13 protein-coding genes are annotated in these 14,972 nt (G+C 49.8%); 9 read left to right on the top strand and 4 right to left on the bottom strand.

The features are described from left to right. Positions 1-194 precede the first annotated feature (194 nt). Positions 195-3,275: a right-handed parallel beta-helix repeat-containing protein gene (locus RIC19_RS02340; RefSeq protein WP_350176436.1), complete on the top strand. Its 3,081-nt coding sequence runs from the start codon at positions 195-197 to the stop codon at positions 3,273-3,275. 4 nt (positions 3,276-3,279) lie between these two features. On the opposite strand, the gene RIC19_RS02335 is transcribed toward RIC19_RS02340, so the two are convergent. The 3 genes from RIC19_RS02335 to RIC19_RS02325 form a co-directional block, all read right to left on the bottom strand. After that, positions 3,280-4,797, bottom strand: a complete 1,518-nt coding sequence (locus RIC19_RS02335) for a PD-(D/E)XK nuclease domain-containing ATP-binding protein (RefSeq protein ID WP_350176434.1) — start codon at positions 4,795-4,797, stop codon at positions 3,280-3,282. A 27-nt stretch (positions 4,798-4,824) separates the two neighbouring features. Then, a complete protein-coding gene (gene upp, locus RIC19_RS02330) occupies positions 4,825-5,472 on the bottom strand; it encodes a uracil phosphoribosyltransferase (protein ID WP_350176432.1) in 648 nt (215 codons plus the stop codon). Between the two features lie 74 nt (positions 5,473-5,546). Further along, the gene (locus tag RIC19_RS02325; protein ID WP_350176430.1) at positions 5,547-6,869 is read right to left on the bottom strand and encodes a polysaccharide deacetylase family protein; all 1,323 of its coding nucleotides are present in this window, start codon (positions 6,867-6,869) and stop codon (positions 5,547-5,549) included. Positions 6,870-7,257: 388 nt separating this feature from the next. Here RIC19_RS02325 and RIC19_RS02320 point away from each other — a divergent pair, with 388 nt between their 5' ends. The 6 genes from RIC19_RS02320 to lipA all read left to right on the top strand — a co-directional run bounded on the left by RIC19_RS02320 (position 7,258) and on the right by lipA (position 11,605). Then, positions 7,258-7,614 carry a hypothetical protein gene (locus RIC19_RS02320; protein ID WP_350176428.1) on the top strand — a complete coding sequence of 119 codons (357 nt, stop codon included), beginning with the start codon at positions 7,258-7,260 and terminating at the stop codon, positions 7,612-7,614. Positions 7,615-7,619: 5 nt separating this feature from the next. Further along, positions 7,620-8,447, top strand: a complete 828-nt coding sequence (locus RIC19_RS02315) for a hypothetical protein (protein ID WP_350176426.1) — start codon at positions 7,620-7,622, stop codon at positions 8,445-8,447. A gap of 53 nt (positions 8,448-8,500) precedes the next feature. Continuing rightward, positions 8,501-8,983, top strand: a complete 483-nt coding sequence (locus tag RIC19_RS02310; protein ID WP_350176424.1) for a Rab family GTPase — start codon at positions 8,501-8,503, stop codon at positions 8,981-8,983. Positions 8,984-9,019: 36 nt separating this feature from the next. After that, entirely contained in the window at positions 9,020-9,394 is a 375-nt protein-coding gene (locus RIC19_RS02305) for a hypothetical protein (RefSeq protein ID WP_350176422.1), read from the top strand. Between the two features lie 339 nt (positions 9,395-9,733). Continuing rightward, the gene (locus RIC19_RS02300) at positions 9,734-10,552 is read left to right on the top strand and encodes a hypothetical protein (protein WP_350176420.1); all 819 of its coding nucleotides are present in this window, start codon (positions 9,734-9,736) and stop codon (positions 10,550-10,552) included. 180 nt (positions 10,553-10,732) lie between these two features. After that, complete coding sequence (lipA, locus tag RIC19_RS02295) at positions 10,733-11,605, top strand: lipoyl synthase (RefSeq protein WP_350176418.1); 873 nt, start codon at positions 10,733-10,735, stop codon at positions 11,603-11,605. 132 nt (positions 11,606-11,737) lie between these two features. On the opposite strand, the gene RIC19_RS02290 is transcribed toward lipA, so the two are convergent. Continuing rightward, positions 11,738-13,285, bottom strand: a complete 1,548-nt coding sequence (locus RIC19_RS02290) for a hypothetical protein (protein WP_350176416.1) — start codon at positions 13,283-13,285, stop codon at positions 11,738-11,740. 225 nt (positions 13,286-13,510) lie between these two features. Between RIC19_RS02290 and RIC19_RS02285 the strand changes: the two genes are divergently transcribed. After that, entirely contained in the window at positions 13,511-13,642 is a 132-nt protein-coding gene (locus RIC19_RS02285; RefSeq protein ID WP_350176414.1) for a hypothetical protein, read from the top strand. A 146-nt stretch (positions 13,643-13,788) separates the two neighbouring features. Then, positions 13,789-14,601 (top strand): hypothetical protein, encoded by an 813-nt coding sequence (locus tag RIC19_RS02280; RefSeq protein ID WP_350176412.1) that lies wholly within the window; start codon positions 13,789-13,791, stop codon positions 14,599-14,601. Positions 14,602-14,972: the final 371 nt, after the last annotated feature.

Raw genomic sequence — 14,972 nt, 5'->3', positions numbered from 1 at the left:
AATTATGCTACGCTCTACGCTTGCCCTACAAGCTTAACTGGATATTTTCTCAAATTTTGATTTTTGGATTTCAGAGATGATAAGCTAACCAACTTGGAAACTTAGCAGCTAAATTTATCTTTATGCGCAAAGTGTTGATCCTAATTTTAATACTAATGGTAAACCTGGGCTGGGCGCAAACCCAGGTCCTCCCTGTGAGCTCTGATAACCCAATCTGGCAAGTGCGCCAAACGCCAGCTTTAGAAACCGAACAACTGCTCTATAAGTACGGTTCGGAAATCCAAATTTGCGGAATGCTCTGGCAGATGATCGAAGAATATACTGCCAGTAAACAGCACCGGATTGCAGGCTATTTTAGAGCAGAAGGTGAGAAAGGGTACTTCCGGCGCAGTTTGGACTGTGCCGCACCGGAGTATTTGATTTATGACTACGCGCTTGAGATCGGGGATACGATGAAACTACATTTTGGGCTACTTGAGGCCTTTCAGAATGTATCTCCTGCCACTTCATTTGATTATGTAGTTTATAACACAGATAGTGTGGAAATTGCAGGGACGTACCATAAAACTATATTTTTAGGCAGTACCGATCTACAGGCAACGGTTCTTGATTTTACGATATGGACAGCTGGTTACGGAGACTATCGCCACCCCTTTTATTTACTTTATCCAGCAAGTGGTGATCTCTTTAGTTTTTTGCTGGGCTGCGTCTGGACTAATGAAGGGCTTGAGTATGATGTCAATTGTGACTGGGAACGCCCCACTGCCTCGATATGGTATGTTGATACAGATGTACAAGGTGGGCTAAAGAATGGTTCAAGCTGGTCTAATGCTTTTGACAACTTACAGGAGGGGCTGTTTTATGCTAATCCGGGGGACACTATCTGGGTGGCAAATGGCACCTACCTGCCCACTGATTTTACTTTTTTTAATAGTACTGACCGCTATTCTTCGTTCTTGTTGCAGCCTGGCGTTACCGTACTCGGGGGATTTCAGGGGATCGAGCTTACCTCAGAGGAGCGTCAGCCTTATCTCTTTCCTGCTATTCTTTCCGGTGATATTGGTATACAAGGAGATAGTACAGACAATGTATATCATGTCGTTCAGGCTATTGGAACGGATAGCCTCTCCCGGTTGGATGGTTTTACGATAGAAGGAGGACAGGGCTTGGACTCTACTCAACTGCTTGGCCCCAATAGTTCGGGTGGGGGGCTACTGGTATGGAGTAATGAAGCTATGCCTGCCAATATGCCCATGATTTCACACTGCGTTTTTCAAAATAACCGTGCCCGATTCGGTGGTGCAGTGCATGGAGAAATCCGAAATGAGGCTATCGGCTGGCCACGCTTACAGGATTGCAGATTTGAACAAAACCAAGCTTTCTTTCAAGGAGGAGGGCTAAATCTAAATTCGGTGAATACGGATATCTTTCCTGATTACGGGCTGTTGCGTGATACCTTTGTGAATAATCACGCGCTTAGCGGAGGCGGATTGTCAGTGACAGGTACCGGTCAGTTTAGGGTTCAGGATGTCATATTTGGTGATAATTATGCCCGGGAAGGCGCCGGAGCCATAATTAATAATTCAAATGGTACAGGGCAAATCACTTTTCAGGATTGTGTATTTCAACGTAATGCAGTTGCTACTAACGGAGGAGGTATCTTGTTGTATAGTACCAGTGTTATGGCAGATGCGGGGGATAGTTTAGGGTTTGCTATTCGAAATTGTTTGTTTCAGGAAAATATCTCTGATACCCAAAAAGGGAGCGCTCTTCATCTGGGCACCGGGAGCAGTGTCTTTTCAGGTCGGGTAGAAAACTCAACATTCGACAACAACATTGGACAGGCTGTTTCTCTTACTTATCAAGGCAGCAATCTTTCTGATGTTATTGATGACTTTACTTTCGAATCTTGTCAGTTTTTAGAGAATAAGGCACCCACAAAAAAATCCGGAGCTGCAATTTGGGCGTTTGTCTCTGGCTCCTCTGTGGGGGTGGATATAGGCAATCTCAATATCCGCAATAGTATTTTCGATCGAAACGAAGGCGCATTAGGGCTTTATATCCAGCAAAATGCTGAATTGTACACTACTGTCAACCATTGTACATTTTTCAATAACGGATTAAATCCCGTCATTAAAAACTGGAAGGCGGAACCGGGACCGGACACCTGGATTAACAGGCTTCAGGTACGGAATAGTATTTTCTGGGAAGAGCAAACGGCTATTGAAGAGCCAAAAGGTATTTTTTACAACAGTCTTGTAAATAATGTCGGCTTGGAAAATTACTATGACTTTGACATCGACTATACACTCATTAGCTCCCCGCCCTGCGTTGGGTTATTAGGCTGCCCGGAAGCCTTTGGAGATCAGGTTATCCATGAGGTCTACCCCCATTTTCTGGACACTTTATCAGGAGACTTGAGACTGTCGGCTTGCTCACCTGCACTCAATACAGGGCAAAATGAGGTCGTGACTTCTGACACCGACCTGGAAGACAACAATCGGATACTGGAGGGTATCGTAGACTTAGGCGCTTATGAACGCCTGAGCTTTGAACTTTCGGTAGATTCTGTTGCTGCGCCTCTATGTGCCGAAGGAGAGGATGGGGTAGTTTTCTTTGCTCCTACCGGAGAGGCTCCGCTCACCTACTCCTGGTCAGGGAATGGAGTTTCAGGAATACGGCCTGACAGCCTGCCTGCCGGAAGTTATCAATTCACCATTACCGATGCCAGCAATTGCCGGGATACACTAACCGTTACGGTCCCTGAACAAATGCCTATTCATGTGGAATCTATAGTGACTCCTGCCAATGAAACAGTGGGAGGCAGTATTTTTCTGCAAAGTGTTTCCGGAGGTACGCCTCCGTATAATTACAACTGGAGCACGGGCAGCAACATGCCTTCCCTCAGTGGTTTGCCTCCTGGCATTTATCAACTCACCATCACCGATGCCAATAATTGTGAAGAGACCTGGCCTTTTGAAGTAGAATTTGTTAGTGCTGATATCACGGAGGAACGGCCTCCCGGAGTACTAAAGCTTTTTCCAAATCCGGTAGCATCCGGTGCTCTGGTGCATTGGTCTTTGGCTGGCTTGGACCAGGAAAACGTGCAGGTGTTGGTCATGCATGCTACAGGGTCAATTGTCAGGAAGACGCCCTTGCATAGTGGCGCACCCTTGCCTACTGAGCATCTACCCGCCGGACTGTACGAAGTTCAAGTGCTTGATGCTGATGGGCAGGTAGCAGGGCGTGGGCGGCTTGTGATTTCGAGGCAGTAAGGGCCTAAAGCCCCTCACTTTCCCACGCCACCACCGCTCGTTCTTCCGAAGAAAAATTCATCCCTACTGCGATACGCTGTTTGGGCGAATCGGCATAGGGCTGCAGGTAGCCTTTGTCAAAAACCTGCTGCAGGGCTTCCGTTGCGCTTTTGTCAAGTTTGAACTCCAAGGCGTAGATGCGATCGGCCGTTTCCACAAGGGCATCGCAGCGCCCGTTAGCGGTATGCACCTCCGAACGGATGTAAGTCCCCAACAGGTCAAAAGTGAGGTGGATAATGGCGTGGAAGAAACGCTCGGTTTGCTGCTGCGGCCAAAGATCATAGGGCATGGAGGCAAACAGCGCATTGATGATGCGGACCATGCCTTCGATATCGCCTTCCCGCAGTGCATTGCGCAGCCCGGCCACCCTTGCCAGGGGGTCTTGTATCGGGCCTTCGAGGTATTCGTGCAGCAGGCTTTGCTCCATTGATTGGCGGACTTCCATATTCGGGTAATCCAACGTGTACAGATGGTCTTCTGGCTCGTACTTCAGGATGGTCAGGTAGCCGGTCTGGAAAAGTACGGAAATGGGGTCCAGGCGCGTAAGATCAAAGGCATTGATCTTGTTTTGCGAGACCTCGATGCGCTCCGGGAAATAGTAAGCCCGTTTTTTCATTTCCCGGATCAGGAAAGTAGGCGTGCCGGTTTCAAACCAGAAATTGCTGTACTCTCCCCCACCCTGGAAAAAGCTGAGTATAGAAAACGGGTTGTAGACTTTCTCCGTACCACCCCAGGAATAGCCGTTGTACCATTGCCGGACTTTTGCCTTATCGACACGCGCCAGAGGCTCCGCAAAGTAATGCTCCAGCTCATCCTGCGTGATGCCAAGCAAGGTGCGGGCAGCGGCTACCAGGGAAAGATTGTAGAGGTTGTTGAGATCAGAAAAAATACTGACTTTGCTGAAAGCAGAAACGCCGGTGATGAAAACGAGCTCCAGGTAAGGGTCGCTGTCTTTTAGGATGGAGTACAGCCACTTAAGGATATCCCGGTTGGCCTCAGCCTGTCCGGGCTCATCCAGATAGTCAATAATGGGCTTATCGTATTCATCAATGAGCAGGACCACTTTTTGACCGTACTGATTATGCGCTTTTTGGATGAGGTCTTGCAAGGGGTTGACAAACGCACCGTGATCAAGCGCAATATTCAGACCTGCTGCAACTTCTTCTATTCCTTCCTGTATCGCTTTTTTCAGGTCGTTGCCTTTATACTTGAACGAGCTGAACTTCAGCCAAATCACCGGCCGTTGCATCCCTTCCCAGTCCCAATGATTGTCGATCCATAAGCCTTCGAACAGCTCCCGGTTGCCACGGTATAGCTCATTCATGGTGGATAGCAGCAGGCTTTTGCCAAAACGGCGGGGGCGGGACAGGAAGAAATAATCCGCTCCTTGCAAAATACGGTAAATGTGTTCCGTCTTGTCTACATAGACATAGCCACCTTCACGAATCTTGCGGAAATCCTGTATGCCAATCGGATACTTCATGACTGGAAAGATAAGCAAAAAAAGCCGCTATTCCTGCACCTTCTCCCCGTAGCTGAGGTCGCCGGCATCGCCCAGCCCGGGCACGATGTAGGACTTTGCAGTCAGCTCTTCGTCCACCGCGCCAACCCAAAGGTGGGCTTCCGGCATCACCCGCTGCAGGTGCTCCACACCGGCGGTGGCTGCCACTGCGGTGATCACGTGGATTGCGGCAGGCTGTCCGTGCTCGAGCAGGGACTCAATTGCCAGGGACATGGAAGCGCCGGTCGCCAGCATGGGATCGGCAATGATGAGCGTCTTATCTGTAAGGTCAGGGCAGGAGATGTACTCCACGTGCACGTCAAAGGAGCCATCCTTGTGGTGTTTGCGGTAAGCAGATACAAAGGCGCTCTCTGCATGATCGAAGTAATGCAGCATGCCCTGATGCATCGGCAGGCCCGCCCGCAGGATGGTCGCCAGCACCACTTTCTGGTCGCTAAGGGCTACTTCGGCTTCGCCCAGTGGTGTCGCGACGTTATTTGGTGTATAATGAAGCGTTTTACTGACCTCATAGGCCAGTATTTCGCCCAGGCGTTCCAGGTTGCGGCGGAAGCGCATGCGGTCGGCCTGTACATTGACATCCCGTAGCTCGGCGATGAAGTGATTAGCGATGGAAGGCGTTTGGCTTAGATTGAACATGTGGGTCGTTTTTGCTGCGGCGTCCAAAATAGGGGTTATCTGCCATAATTTAGCATATCCGTAACTGGAAAATCTCAGCTTTCGGCTTTCCCGTACTGCAAAAGCGTCTCATGCACTTTGTCCCAGCCTGCCCAGCCGTGGTGCTTAGCAAAAGAACTGTTATGCCAAAGGGGGATAAATAGCCCTCCGGTAGCTTTGATCTGGCTTACAAGAGCCCGAATTTCTGCTATCGCTCCTTCAGATGACAAATGAAGGTATTGTTTCAGTGTTACGTCCATCAGTACGAATGGGTAGAGGGTAAGAGGCTGTTCAGATTCTGCTTCCAGGTCGTACCAGGGGTAAGGCACCGCAAGGCCCGCCCGGAAGCCAGTGGCATCAGCGTAGCCCATGGTGTAGTCTTCCTGTATCCCGGCCTGTATCAACTGCCTGTAGGTAGCCGGAAAGCTTAGCTTGAGAAAATGCTGACGGCTGCGCAGGGGAGGCTGACCGGTGAGGCGGGCAAAGTGCTGTACTTCGGCCTGCAGGGCTTCAGGATGCTCATTGGAACGGTAAGAGGGGTGGAGCCCGGTATCAGCCTGACGGGCTAAATCTGCAATCAGTGCCTGCATCGGTTGTCCTTCGGGCGGCAGGTTTTTGTCGTAAGGGCCGTGCATGCCCAAGAGGACGAAAAATATCGGGTGGAGATCATATTCTCTATGCAGGCGCTCCAATTCGGCGAAGGTGTAAAAGGGGTCATTTGTTTTGCTTCTCAGTACACCAATCCGCTCGCGGATAAGCCGGGTGTTGCCGGTCAGGGTGTCTCTGGCAAGCCCCGCAAGCTGTCGCCATAACGGCCGGTACCGATAAGCCCAGGCCATATCTACATCGTAAGTAGGCCGGAACTGATACCGGGGGCGATGGTCAGGCAGGGTAGGGTAGTGGGCCTTGAGCCGCTTCCAAAGCTCTGCCCCCCATTCCTGCAAAACCGGGCGGTGGAGGAAGCCGTATCGGTGGGCAAGGCTGGCAGTTGCCGGAAAACGCCCGTGCTGATCGCTCTGAAAGGGAAGGTATTCTTCGTAGCGGGTGACCAGCAGGAACGTGAAGGCAAGCAGGTCAAATGGCAACAGGGCAGATGCGCTGTCGGGCACGAAGCAGGCAGCCGGGCGTTGGTCGAAGTCTCGTACGGTGTAGGGAATAGGGTGGACACCTGTTTCGCGCAGTAGCGGTACACAGGGGAGCCAGGGCAGGCCGGATCGGGCAGGTGGGCGCCCGTATATCATCCTGAGGGTATCCGCTGACAAAAAGCGGCTCCAATTATTGGTCATTTCCACCGGCATGCCCAGGATGCACTCAAAGAGGACCCTACAGGCATAAGAGGCCCGTTTGGTGGGCTGAGCGGTATAGACCAGTAGTTTCATAGGGCAAAAATAGAGGAAACTGTATGAAAATCGGACAAAGGTTGTTTTTATAAATATGGATTGGCTACCTTTAGAGCGTGTTGGGACTTTTGTCTTCTAGTCGAAAACTAACCATTTTTTGGTTAGGCGAGGCACAGAAACCGGAGTTTAGCCTTAGCTAAATAACCTGTCCCGCAGTTTGCGGGAAGGATTTTCGGGACGAAGCAAAAGCAAAAAGGTGTCCCGGTGCACCGGGACAGGCCGATTACTAAAGTCTCAACACGTTCTTAAAGGCGAATTTTGTATGATGGTCACCCACAAATAAACAGCCAAAAACAATGCCCCCTTCCACCATCATTAACTAGTATGCCTATACTGCTGCTTGTGCAGTGGCAAAAAACAAATCCTAATGGCTGAAACAAAAACACCGACTTTCGGAGAGATCAACACCATCCGGGACATCCTGATGGGCGAGCAAATGACCGAGTACAACGCCCGGTTTAAAGACCTTCAGGCTGCACTGGATGCCCTGGAGCAACGGCTGGAGCAACGTATCGATGACTGGGTTGCCAGGCAGGAAAGTGCTCAGGCTGCCCTCGAACAGCGCATGAACGGCCGCCTTCAGGCCCTGGAGCAACAACTGCAGCAGCAAGGTGCAACGCTGGGCGAGAAGATTGAAACGGTAAGCAGTGCAGACCGCGTACGCCTGGGCCATATGCTCAGCGAGCTGGGCCAGCAGATCAGTCAGTTATCCGAAGAAGCCTGATGCCCGTGAGTCAGCAGCCTGAACATCAATCGGACCCCCTGCAGCAGCTGCGCACGATCTTGCTCCGCCCGGAGCAGGAGCGGATTACGCATATCCACAACATACTCGAAGAGAAAGCGCCTCTGGCCGAGCGGGTTGTCCCTATCATCGAAGAGCAGCTCACCGAATTTGAAGCACACTTCCCCAAAACCTATCAGCTGGTGGTAGACCGGATGGTGGAGCGGAAGATCAAAGAGTCGCAGGAAGAAATGATTGATATGCTGTACCCGGTTATGGGCACGATGATCCGAAAGTACATCGCTCAGCAGCTTCAGGAACTAAGAGCGAGTGTGGAGCAGCAGCTACAGCGCAGCTTCCTGGCGCGTTTGCGTGACCGTTTTTTCAGGGCAGCGGGCGTTCAGGAGGCAGATTTGGTGCTGCGCAACGCGGCTTTGCCCAAGGTTAGGGAGGCTTATATAATTGAACAGCACTCCGGGCTACTGCTCGGCAGCGCCTCCACACAGCAGGTCGTGGACAAAGAGCTGATTGCGGGCATGCTTACGGCTATTAAGTCCTTTGTAGTGGATGCCTTCCGGCGAGGTGCCACACAGCTTGAACTCATTGAATATGCAGGGTATCAAATCCTGATCCAGGATTTCCACACTTATTACGTTGCATTGGCGGTAGAAGGCAAGATGACGACAAAAGAGCAGGAAGAGTTATCTAATCAGATTACTACCTTCGTTCAAAACGAACTCGCCCGGAAGATCAGGGTGGATGACGCCTCTTTGCATCTTCATTTGGGCAATGCCCTGAAGGAATACTTCATGAAAACAACGCCCCTGAGTGCCTAGCCGTGCCTGAATGGGTTTTTGCAATAGCAGCTGGGGGATAAAATGTATGTTAGATGGTCAGCAGGAAAATCCTGGTTACGGGGAGTTTTGCAGTGGGGAAAACATCTTTATTTCATCGTTTTGTCTACAATACGTTTAGTGAGCAGTACCTGACCACGATAGGCGTCAAGGTAGACAAGCGGGTGGTGGATGTCAATGGGGAACCGCTGTCATTAATTCTTTGGGATATTGCCGGGGAAGTATCCCAAAAGAAAGTGCCCCGCACGTACTTTCTGGGCGCAAGCGCTGTGATTTACGTCTTCGACTTGTCGAGGAAACAAACCGCCGATAATTTGAAAAGTGACCTGAAGCTGATCCAGAAAATATTACCAGGCTGCCTGATTAAAGTAGTGGGCAACAAAAAGGACCTCATTTCTGACGAGGACCTCGGAATTCTGGAGCGTACCTTCAAACCCGATTTTTTAACCAGTGCAAAAACCGGAGAAAACGTAGAAGCCCTTTTTATGGACATTGCAAAAGAGTTGGTGACGTATTGACAAACCCCACCGGCACAGACGCCCAAAAACGATTATATGTCACAGCAACAAATCCTAATCCTGTCCCGTCAAGGGTATTCCCTGCAGGCAGATGGCGCGCTTTTTCCGCGTCATTGGCTCCTGCATCACTCTATGCGCGACGACTTCCCTTTATTGGACAGCATCTGGGACGCTTTGATAGATTTGCCCCCGGATCAGTTCCCGGTGTCCTTTCGCTTTGTCGATAGCCCCCATCCGGTTTTGATCGGCTATTACCACCTTACCGTACATCTTGTGCCACAGTCGCCCTTTCGGCTCCGGCTTACGATTGAGCGTTGCACCTTTGAAGCCCTCAGGTTGCGAAAAAAGCTGCAACTCGAAAATACAGCCGCCCTCTATCAGCAACAAAGAGAATTTGCCTTCTTGCACTGATGCAACTGGCATTATTTGGCATTTTTGTATAAATTGAGACAAATTAAGCGAGAGGGGCAGGTTTTGCCGACCCTCCTTCTGCTTTATAGTCCTTTGACCAATGCAGCATCGGTGTAAATGAGGCCATTAGGAGCAATGCGGCCCAATAGCGCCTGCTTCCACCTCGTTTGTTTCCCATTGCATTTGCCAACGCAGACTGTACTCATCGGTTTTGCCCATAAAGGGCATTGAACCTTTGGGGCAAAATAATGTAGTATTTATACCGTTTTCACCTCCAATGCCGTTGGGCGAGCGTACTATTGCCTGCTACCTTTCGGACCAAGGACTACTACAACTGATATGCTGAAGTTACGATCTGTTACCTTTCTGTTTTTTCTGCTAAGTTTTGTGCCACTCTTCGCACAGCAGACCTTCGAGACCAATCAAAATATTTATGATGAGTCTGAAGGGATCGTATACAACCGTGAGGTTACGGCTGACCTGAAGCTCCTGCAAACGAATGGGTTTGCTTTTGGCGTCAATTTTGCCCGGTTGAAGACCTATTACCTCACCCGGTACATCAATATTGAGTTTGGAGAACTCAAACACCCTAAAGAGTACCGCCAAAGCTTCGACTTTCAGCGGCAGTCGGCCCGGGTCTCCCGTGCTTTTGTCTTTGGGAAGCAAAACAACTTCTTCGTCCTGCGTGCAGGTTTTGGTGAGAAGCGGTATTTCTCCGAAAAAGCCAAACGGCGTGGTGTTGCGGTAGGTATCACCTACGAGGGGGGGGCATCTCTCGGCCTGCTTAAGCCTTACTATCTGGAACTTATCAGGTCGGCGGAGCCAGGAAGTCCTGACAACTTCGTGGTGCGGAGTGAAAAATTTGAGGAAGCCAACGCTAATACTTTTTTGGAAATCAGCCGTATCTATGGCTCTTCAGGCTTTGCGCAGGGACTCGCTGAGCTTAGTGCGATTCCTGGCCTGCATGGCAAATTTGCGCTACATTTCGACTGGGGCGCTTTCGATGAGTTTGTTAAAGCCATTGAAGCCGGTGTTATGGTCGATGTCTTTACCCGCACCGTGCCTATTATGATTGAATCTCCTCAGGTGGCGAATACAGAGAACCGCCCTTTCTTTATCAATCTTTACGTAAATTTGCAACTCGGAAAACGCTGGTAGGGAACCGATCTTTTGCTGAACGGTCAAGCTTGAATACTTAGCAGGCAATCCATCAGGGCAGTGAAATGATCCGGCTCCACCTGAAAACTATCAGCCGGTTTCGGCTGTTGACTGAGCGAAAATACATTACCGCAAAAGCCTGTATTCAGATTTTGCGAAAGCCATAAAAACGATTCCCCAATGCTGGAATTACCTGTAGTAGAAAGCAAAGAACAGCGCCGGAAAAAGCCGGATTGGCTACGTGTAAAACTACCCATCGGACCGAGCTATAAAAAAGTCCGCAACCTGGTGGATGATTACAACCTGAACACCATTTGCCAAAGCGGCAACTGCCCGAATATGGGTGAATGCTGGGGTGCAGGTACTGCTACCTTTATGATATTAGGCAATACTTGTACCCGGTCCTGCTCCTTTTGCGCAGTGAAGACCGGTCGGCCGCCGGAGTACGACGAGGATGAGCCCCGCCGTGTAGCCGAGGCTATCGACCTGATGCAGGTCAAGCATGCTGTAATCACTTCTGTCAACCGGGATGAGCGCAAAGACCGTGGAGCGGAGGTTTGGCATCAAACCGTACGTGCGGTCAAAGCGCGTACGCCTGAGGTGACTATCGAAACCCTGATCCCTGATGTAAGAGCCACTTGGTGGGCATTGGAGCGCATGATCAGCGCCGGACAGGAAGTCGTTTCACACAATATGGAGACCGTGGAAGCCCTTTACCGAAAGGTACGGCCGCAAGCGAAGTACCACCGTAGCCTTGAACAGATCAAGCGTACCAAGGACTTTGGCAAGCGCACCAAATCAGGCATTATGGTGGGCCTGGGCGAAACCGATGAGCAGGTTTACCAAACGATGGATGACCTGCTTGAACACGGTTGTGATGTGATGACGATTGGTCAGTACCTGCAGCCGACCAAGATGCACCTTGATGTAGTGGAATTTGTCCATCCGGATAAATTTGCAGAATACAAGGAAGTCGGCCTGTCTAAAGGCTTTGACTTTGTGGAAAGCGCGCCTTTGGTACGCTCAAGCTACCACGCGGAGCGGCACCTGTAAAGGAAAGCGCCAGGAAAAACACGATAACCGGAGGCTTGCAAAATGCAGGTTTCCGGTTTTTTTATGGGCGTTTACAGGACTCCACCTTCTCAGGTCGACGTAGCGAAGCGTAGCTGTCAACCTTGCCTGGGCTCAGCAGCTTATCCGTTGTTTCAATCTTGACAAAGCACCTAATGCCTCCATGGCCAAAGCCCACAGGTGCTCGTAGGGCATATTCTCCACCTCATGTGGCGTATCCGCAAACTGCAGCGAGTGCTGCCCCATTTCCCGGAGCAGGTCCGCTGCGGCTTGCTGTGCCGCCTCCGGGTTATAGTCAGAATCCGGGATTTTAGAGAGCGCTTTGATGAAACAATAGGACCGGAAGTTGTCATCAGTCGCTTTGAGGTGCCGGCCAGCGTATTTTTCCAGCGCCTGCATACGGTCGTATGCCTCCTCGTACCGGCGCAGGTGGAGCAGGTAAATGGCGTGTACGATCAGAATAGGAATATTCAGCCCCCGCTTGTCTTTAGAAAACAGCGGCACCTGATTAAGCAACCGGGCCGGGCGGAGTTTCAAACGCTTTTCCTCCGCCTCTGACCGCTTAATCTTACCCATCGCAATCAGCAGATGGACATAAGCTTCAAAGAGGTACCATTGCTCCTGATTGGCTGCCGAAAGATGAGAGAACCGCTTGTGGTTCCGCGCTTGTTTGAAGACCCGGTAAGCTTCCTGATAGTTTTGCTGGTGCAGGCGGAAGAAGACGAGCACCTCCATGCCTTTGTACCAGTTGTGAGAGCCGGGTAAATTCAAGCCTTCGAGTTGGGCAGCGGCAGCTTCTGCTTTTTCGTATTGGCCGAGCATAGTGGCGGCGACAATCAGGGGCTGCAGGAATGTGGCAATGGCTGGAGGCGTTGCAGCTTTTCTTTTTTTCAGGTCAGCAATCGCTTCCTTACAAACCTTCATGGAGCCCCGGTAGTCGTGACGGGTAGTGCAGGCTAGCTTGGCAATGACATAATAGAGGTACCTAAAAAAGTAGGCATCGGATTTCGGAAGATCAGCTTTGAGCTCCTCAAGGTAGTTGCCTGCTTTGGCAGCGATCTCTGGTTTGCTACTTTTGGAGAGGGTGTAGGGACTAAGTAATTCATAATATATGCGTTCGGCTTTGAGTATTAATTCTAAGTCCAGAAGTGTTTTTGAAATCAAGGCTTCATACTCTAGTTGTTTTTCTATATCAGGTTTATAAAATACATATTTTGTCCGGATGATTCTGGCAAGATCTAATATTTCGTAGAAAGACTCGTACATAATTGCGTGCTTTATTGTCTTTTCAGCTACTTCAAATGCTGCCCATTTAGCACCTTTTAATGCTAGTATTCTTGCTGCTGCTGTGCTTTTCTTGCAATTATACATAGCAGTTTGCACCTCACTAAACATCGGCTTCTTGACATCCAGCAAAAAGACAGCATTGACCAGCCTCCGGAAGAATTTATTCCGGAAGTTGCGGTATTGGGTAAAGGAAGCGGACTTGTCTTGCCCAAAGAAATACTGAGCCGCATCTTGGTCTGTGGGTAGTTGCTCAGTAACGAGCAGATCATAGAATTCATCGTAGCGGTTCGGGCTGTCTTTGTCCAGTCCGATCACTTCCATTTGCTTTTTCTTGTGCTTAGTAACAATGTCAATGAGTTCACGTAGCGCTTTCATATTGGCGTTAGTTGGGGCACACGGGGCACCGGGTTTAGCATATTGAGAGTTATGGAGTTTTGCGCAATTGTCATTAAGATAGGCATAAATCTCAAAAAGCGGAAGGCATGAAGTGTTTTTTATTTTGAAAATGAGGTGTTAGGAAATGGAAAGTTTGTCCTTGAGCGGGAAGGTCAATGGTGATAGTTTTGTTCTGTCCAATTAACCATACAAACATTTTGAACCATGATACCCGCAATTATCGCGCTCCTTCTGTCGCTCAATCTGATGGCCTCCGCTGCTGAATGGGATATGCTTTCTGATGCGGAGCAAGAAGACTTAATTGAAGTAGTTGAGACAGATGTAGATATGTCTTAGCTGAAATGGGGTGTTAGGAATGGGAGGTTTTGTCTTTGACTGGGAGGGGCAAAACCGGTAAATTTGGAAAGTGTACAAATTGTACTGAGCATTAGCCACAGGCGCCTTGCTTTTCTGCTGTAGCTAAACTTAAAAAAACCTGGAATATGAAGTTGTTGCCACTATTTATGATCCTGATGGGCGTGCTCCTGTTTGCTGCTTGCGAGAAAGACTGCCTTGACCCTGCCAACCCGGAATGCGCCAACTATGACCCCTGTTTAGCCTACGAACCGGCAAATGCAAGTTTTAAAATGCTGATTATTCCAATATCGACGTACGACTGGGATTGTGATGGGGGTGAGCCCAGAGATCTTGAGTTTGAAGTCGACACGGTTTTCGCTACCGGTGGGGATATCTACTTCCGGGCCGATCAGTCCGAGCTGGAAGCGAGTAATGTCTCTTACGAATGGAGGGTAGGTGCAGACCCTCAGGTATGGACCACGCGACAGTTCAATCTGGGCTTTTTAGAGAATGCAGTCGGGGATGTACCCGTCACGCTGATCGTAGAGAAGATCAATCCTGATTTATGTGGTGGCACTGCCTATACCCGCGATACGGTCACAAAGATACTTCACGTAAGGGAACCGCTGGACAACACATACACAGATGGCAGTTGGTCGGCCGTATTTGGCAAATGGGAGGGTTATAATACAGATGATGAATCCAGGACTTTTCAAATTGAGTTCAAACCGGGCTGGCGTCTGGAAGGGCTGTTTGAAGGGTGCATTGTTAAGTCCCCAGACCTTTCTATTGGCCTGAAACAATTTTACATCGCTGCCCTGGGCAAGCCTGACTGTAACCGGGTATGTGGAGTAGGAGCCCTGTCTCCAGACCGGCGGGAGCTCTCAATGGACTACAGTTATGATAGTGCCAACGGGGAGCGTGTGTCCAGGACCTTCAAGGGGGTGAAGGTGGAGTGAGAGATGTTAGAAGTTGGTACGATCAAAATCCTGCCCATCCTTATTTTGCTTAGCAGGCTAGCATTTAAGCATTGATGAGGGGTAAAGCTTTTTCTACATCTCATCGAAATGGATACACGTTTGAAAGACCTGTAGCAAGAGAACACCCGGCTTTGCAGGTTTATAGAGAAGAAAAAAGGAGCAAATAACCTCAAAAAAAGATAATACCATGCAAAAAGCAATCCATCCTGCCTTAATCCTGGCACTGGCCCTACTGCTGGCAAGCGGCTGCAGGAAGGAAGACGAAGAATGCTATGACCCTACAGATTCATCTTGTGCCAACTACGACCCCTGTTGGGAGAAAGAAGCGGTTTCTGCTGCCTTTGCTATGG

This window comes from Phaeodactylibacter sp. (assembly GCF_040219495.1).
Classification (GTDB): Bacteria; Bacteroidota; Bacteroidia; order Chitinophagales; family Saprospiraceae; genus Phaeodactylibacter.
This window is presented reverse-complemented; position numbering and strand designations above follow the sequence as displayed.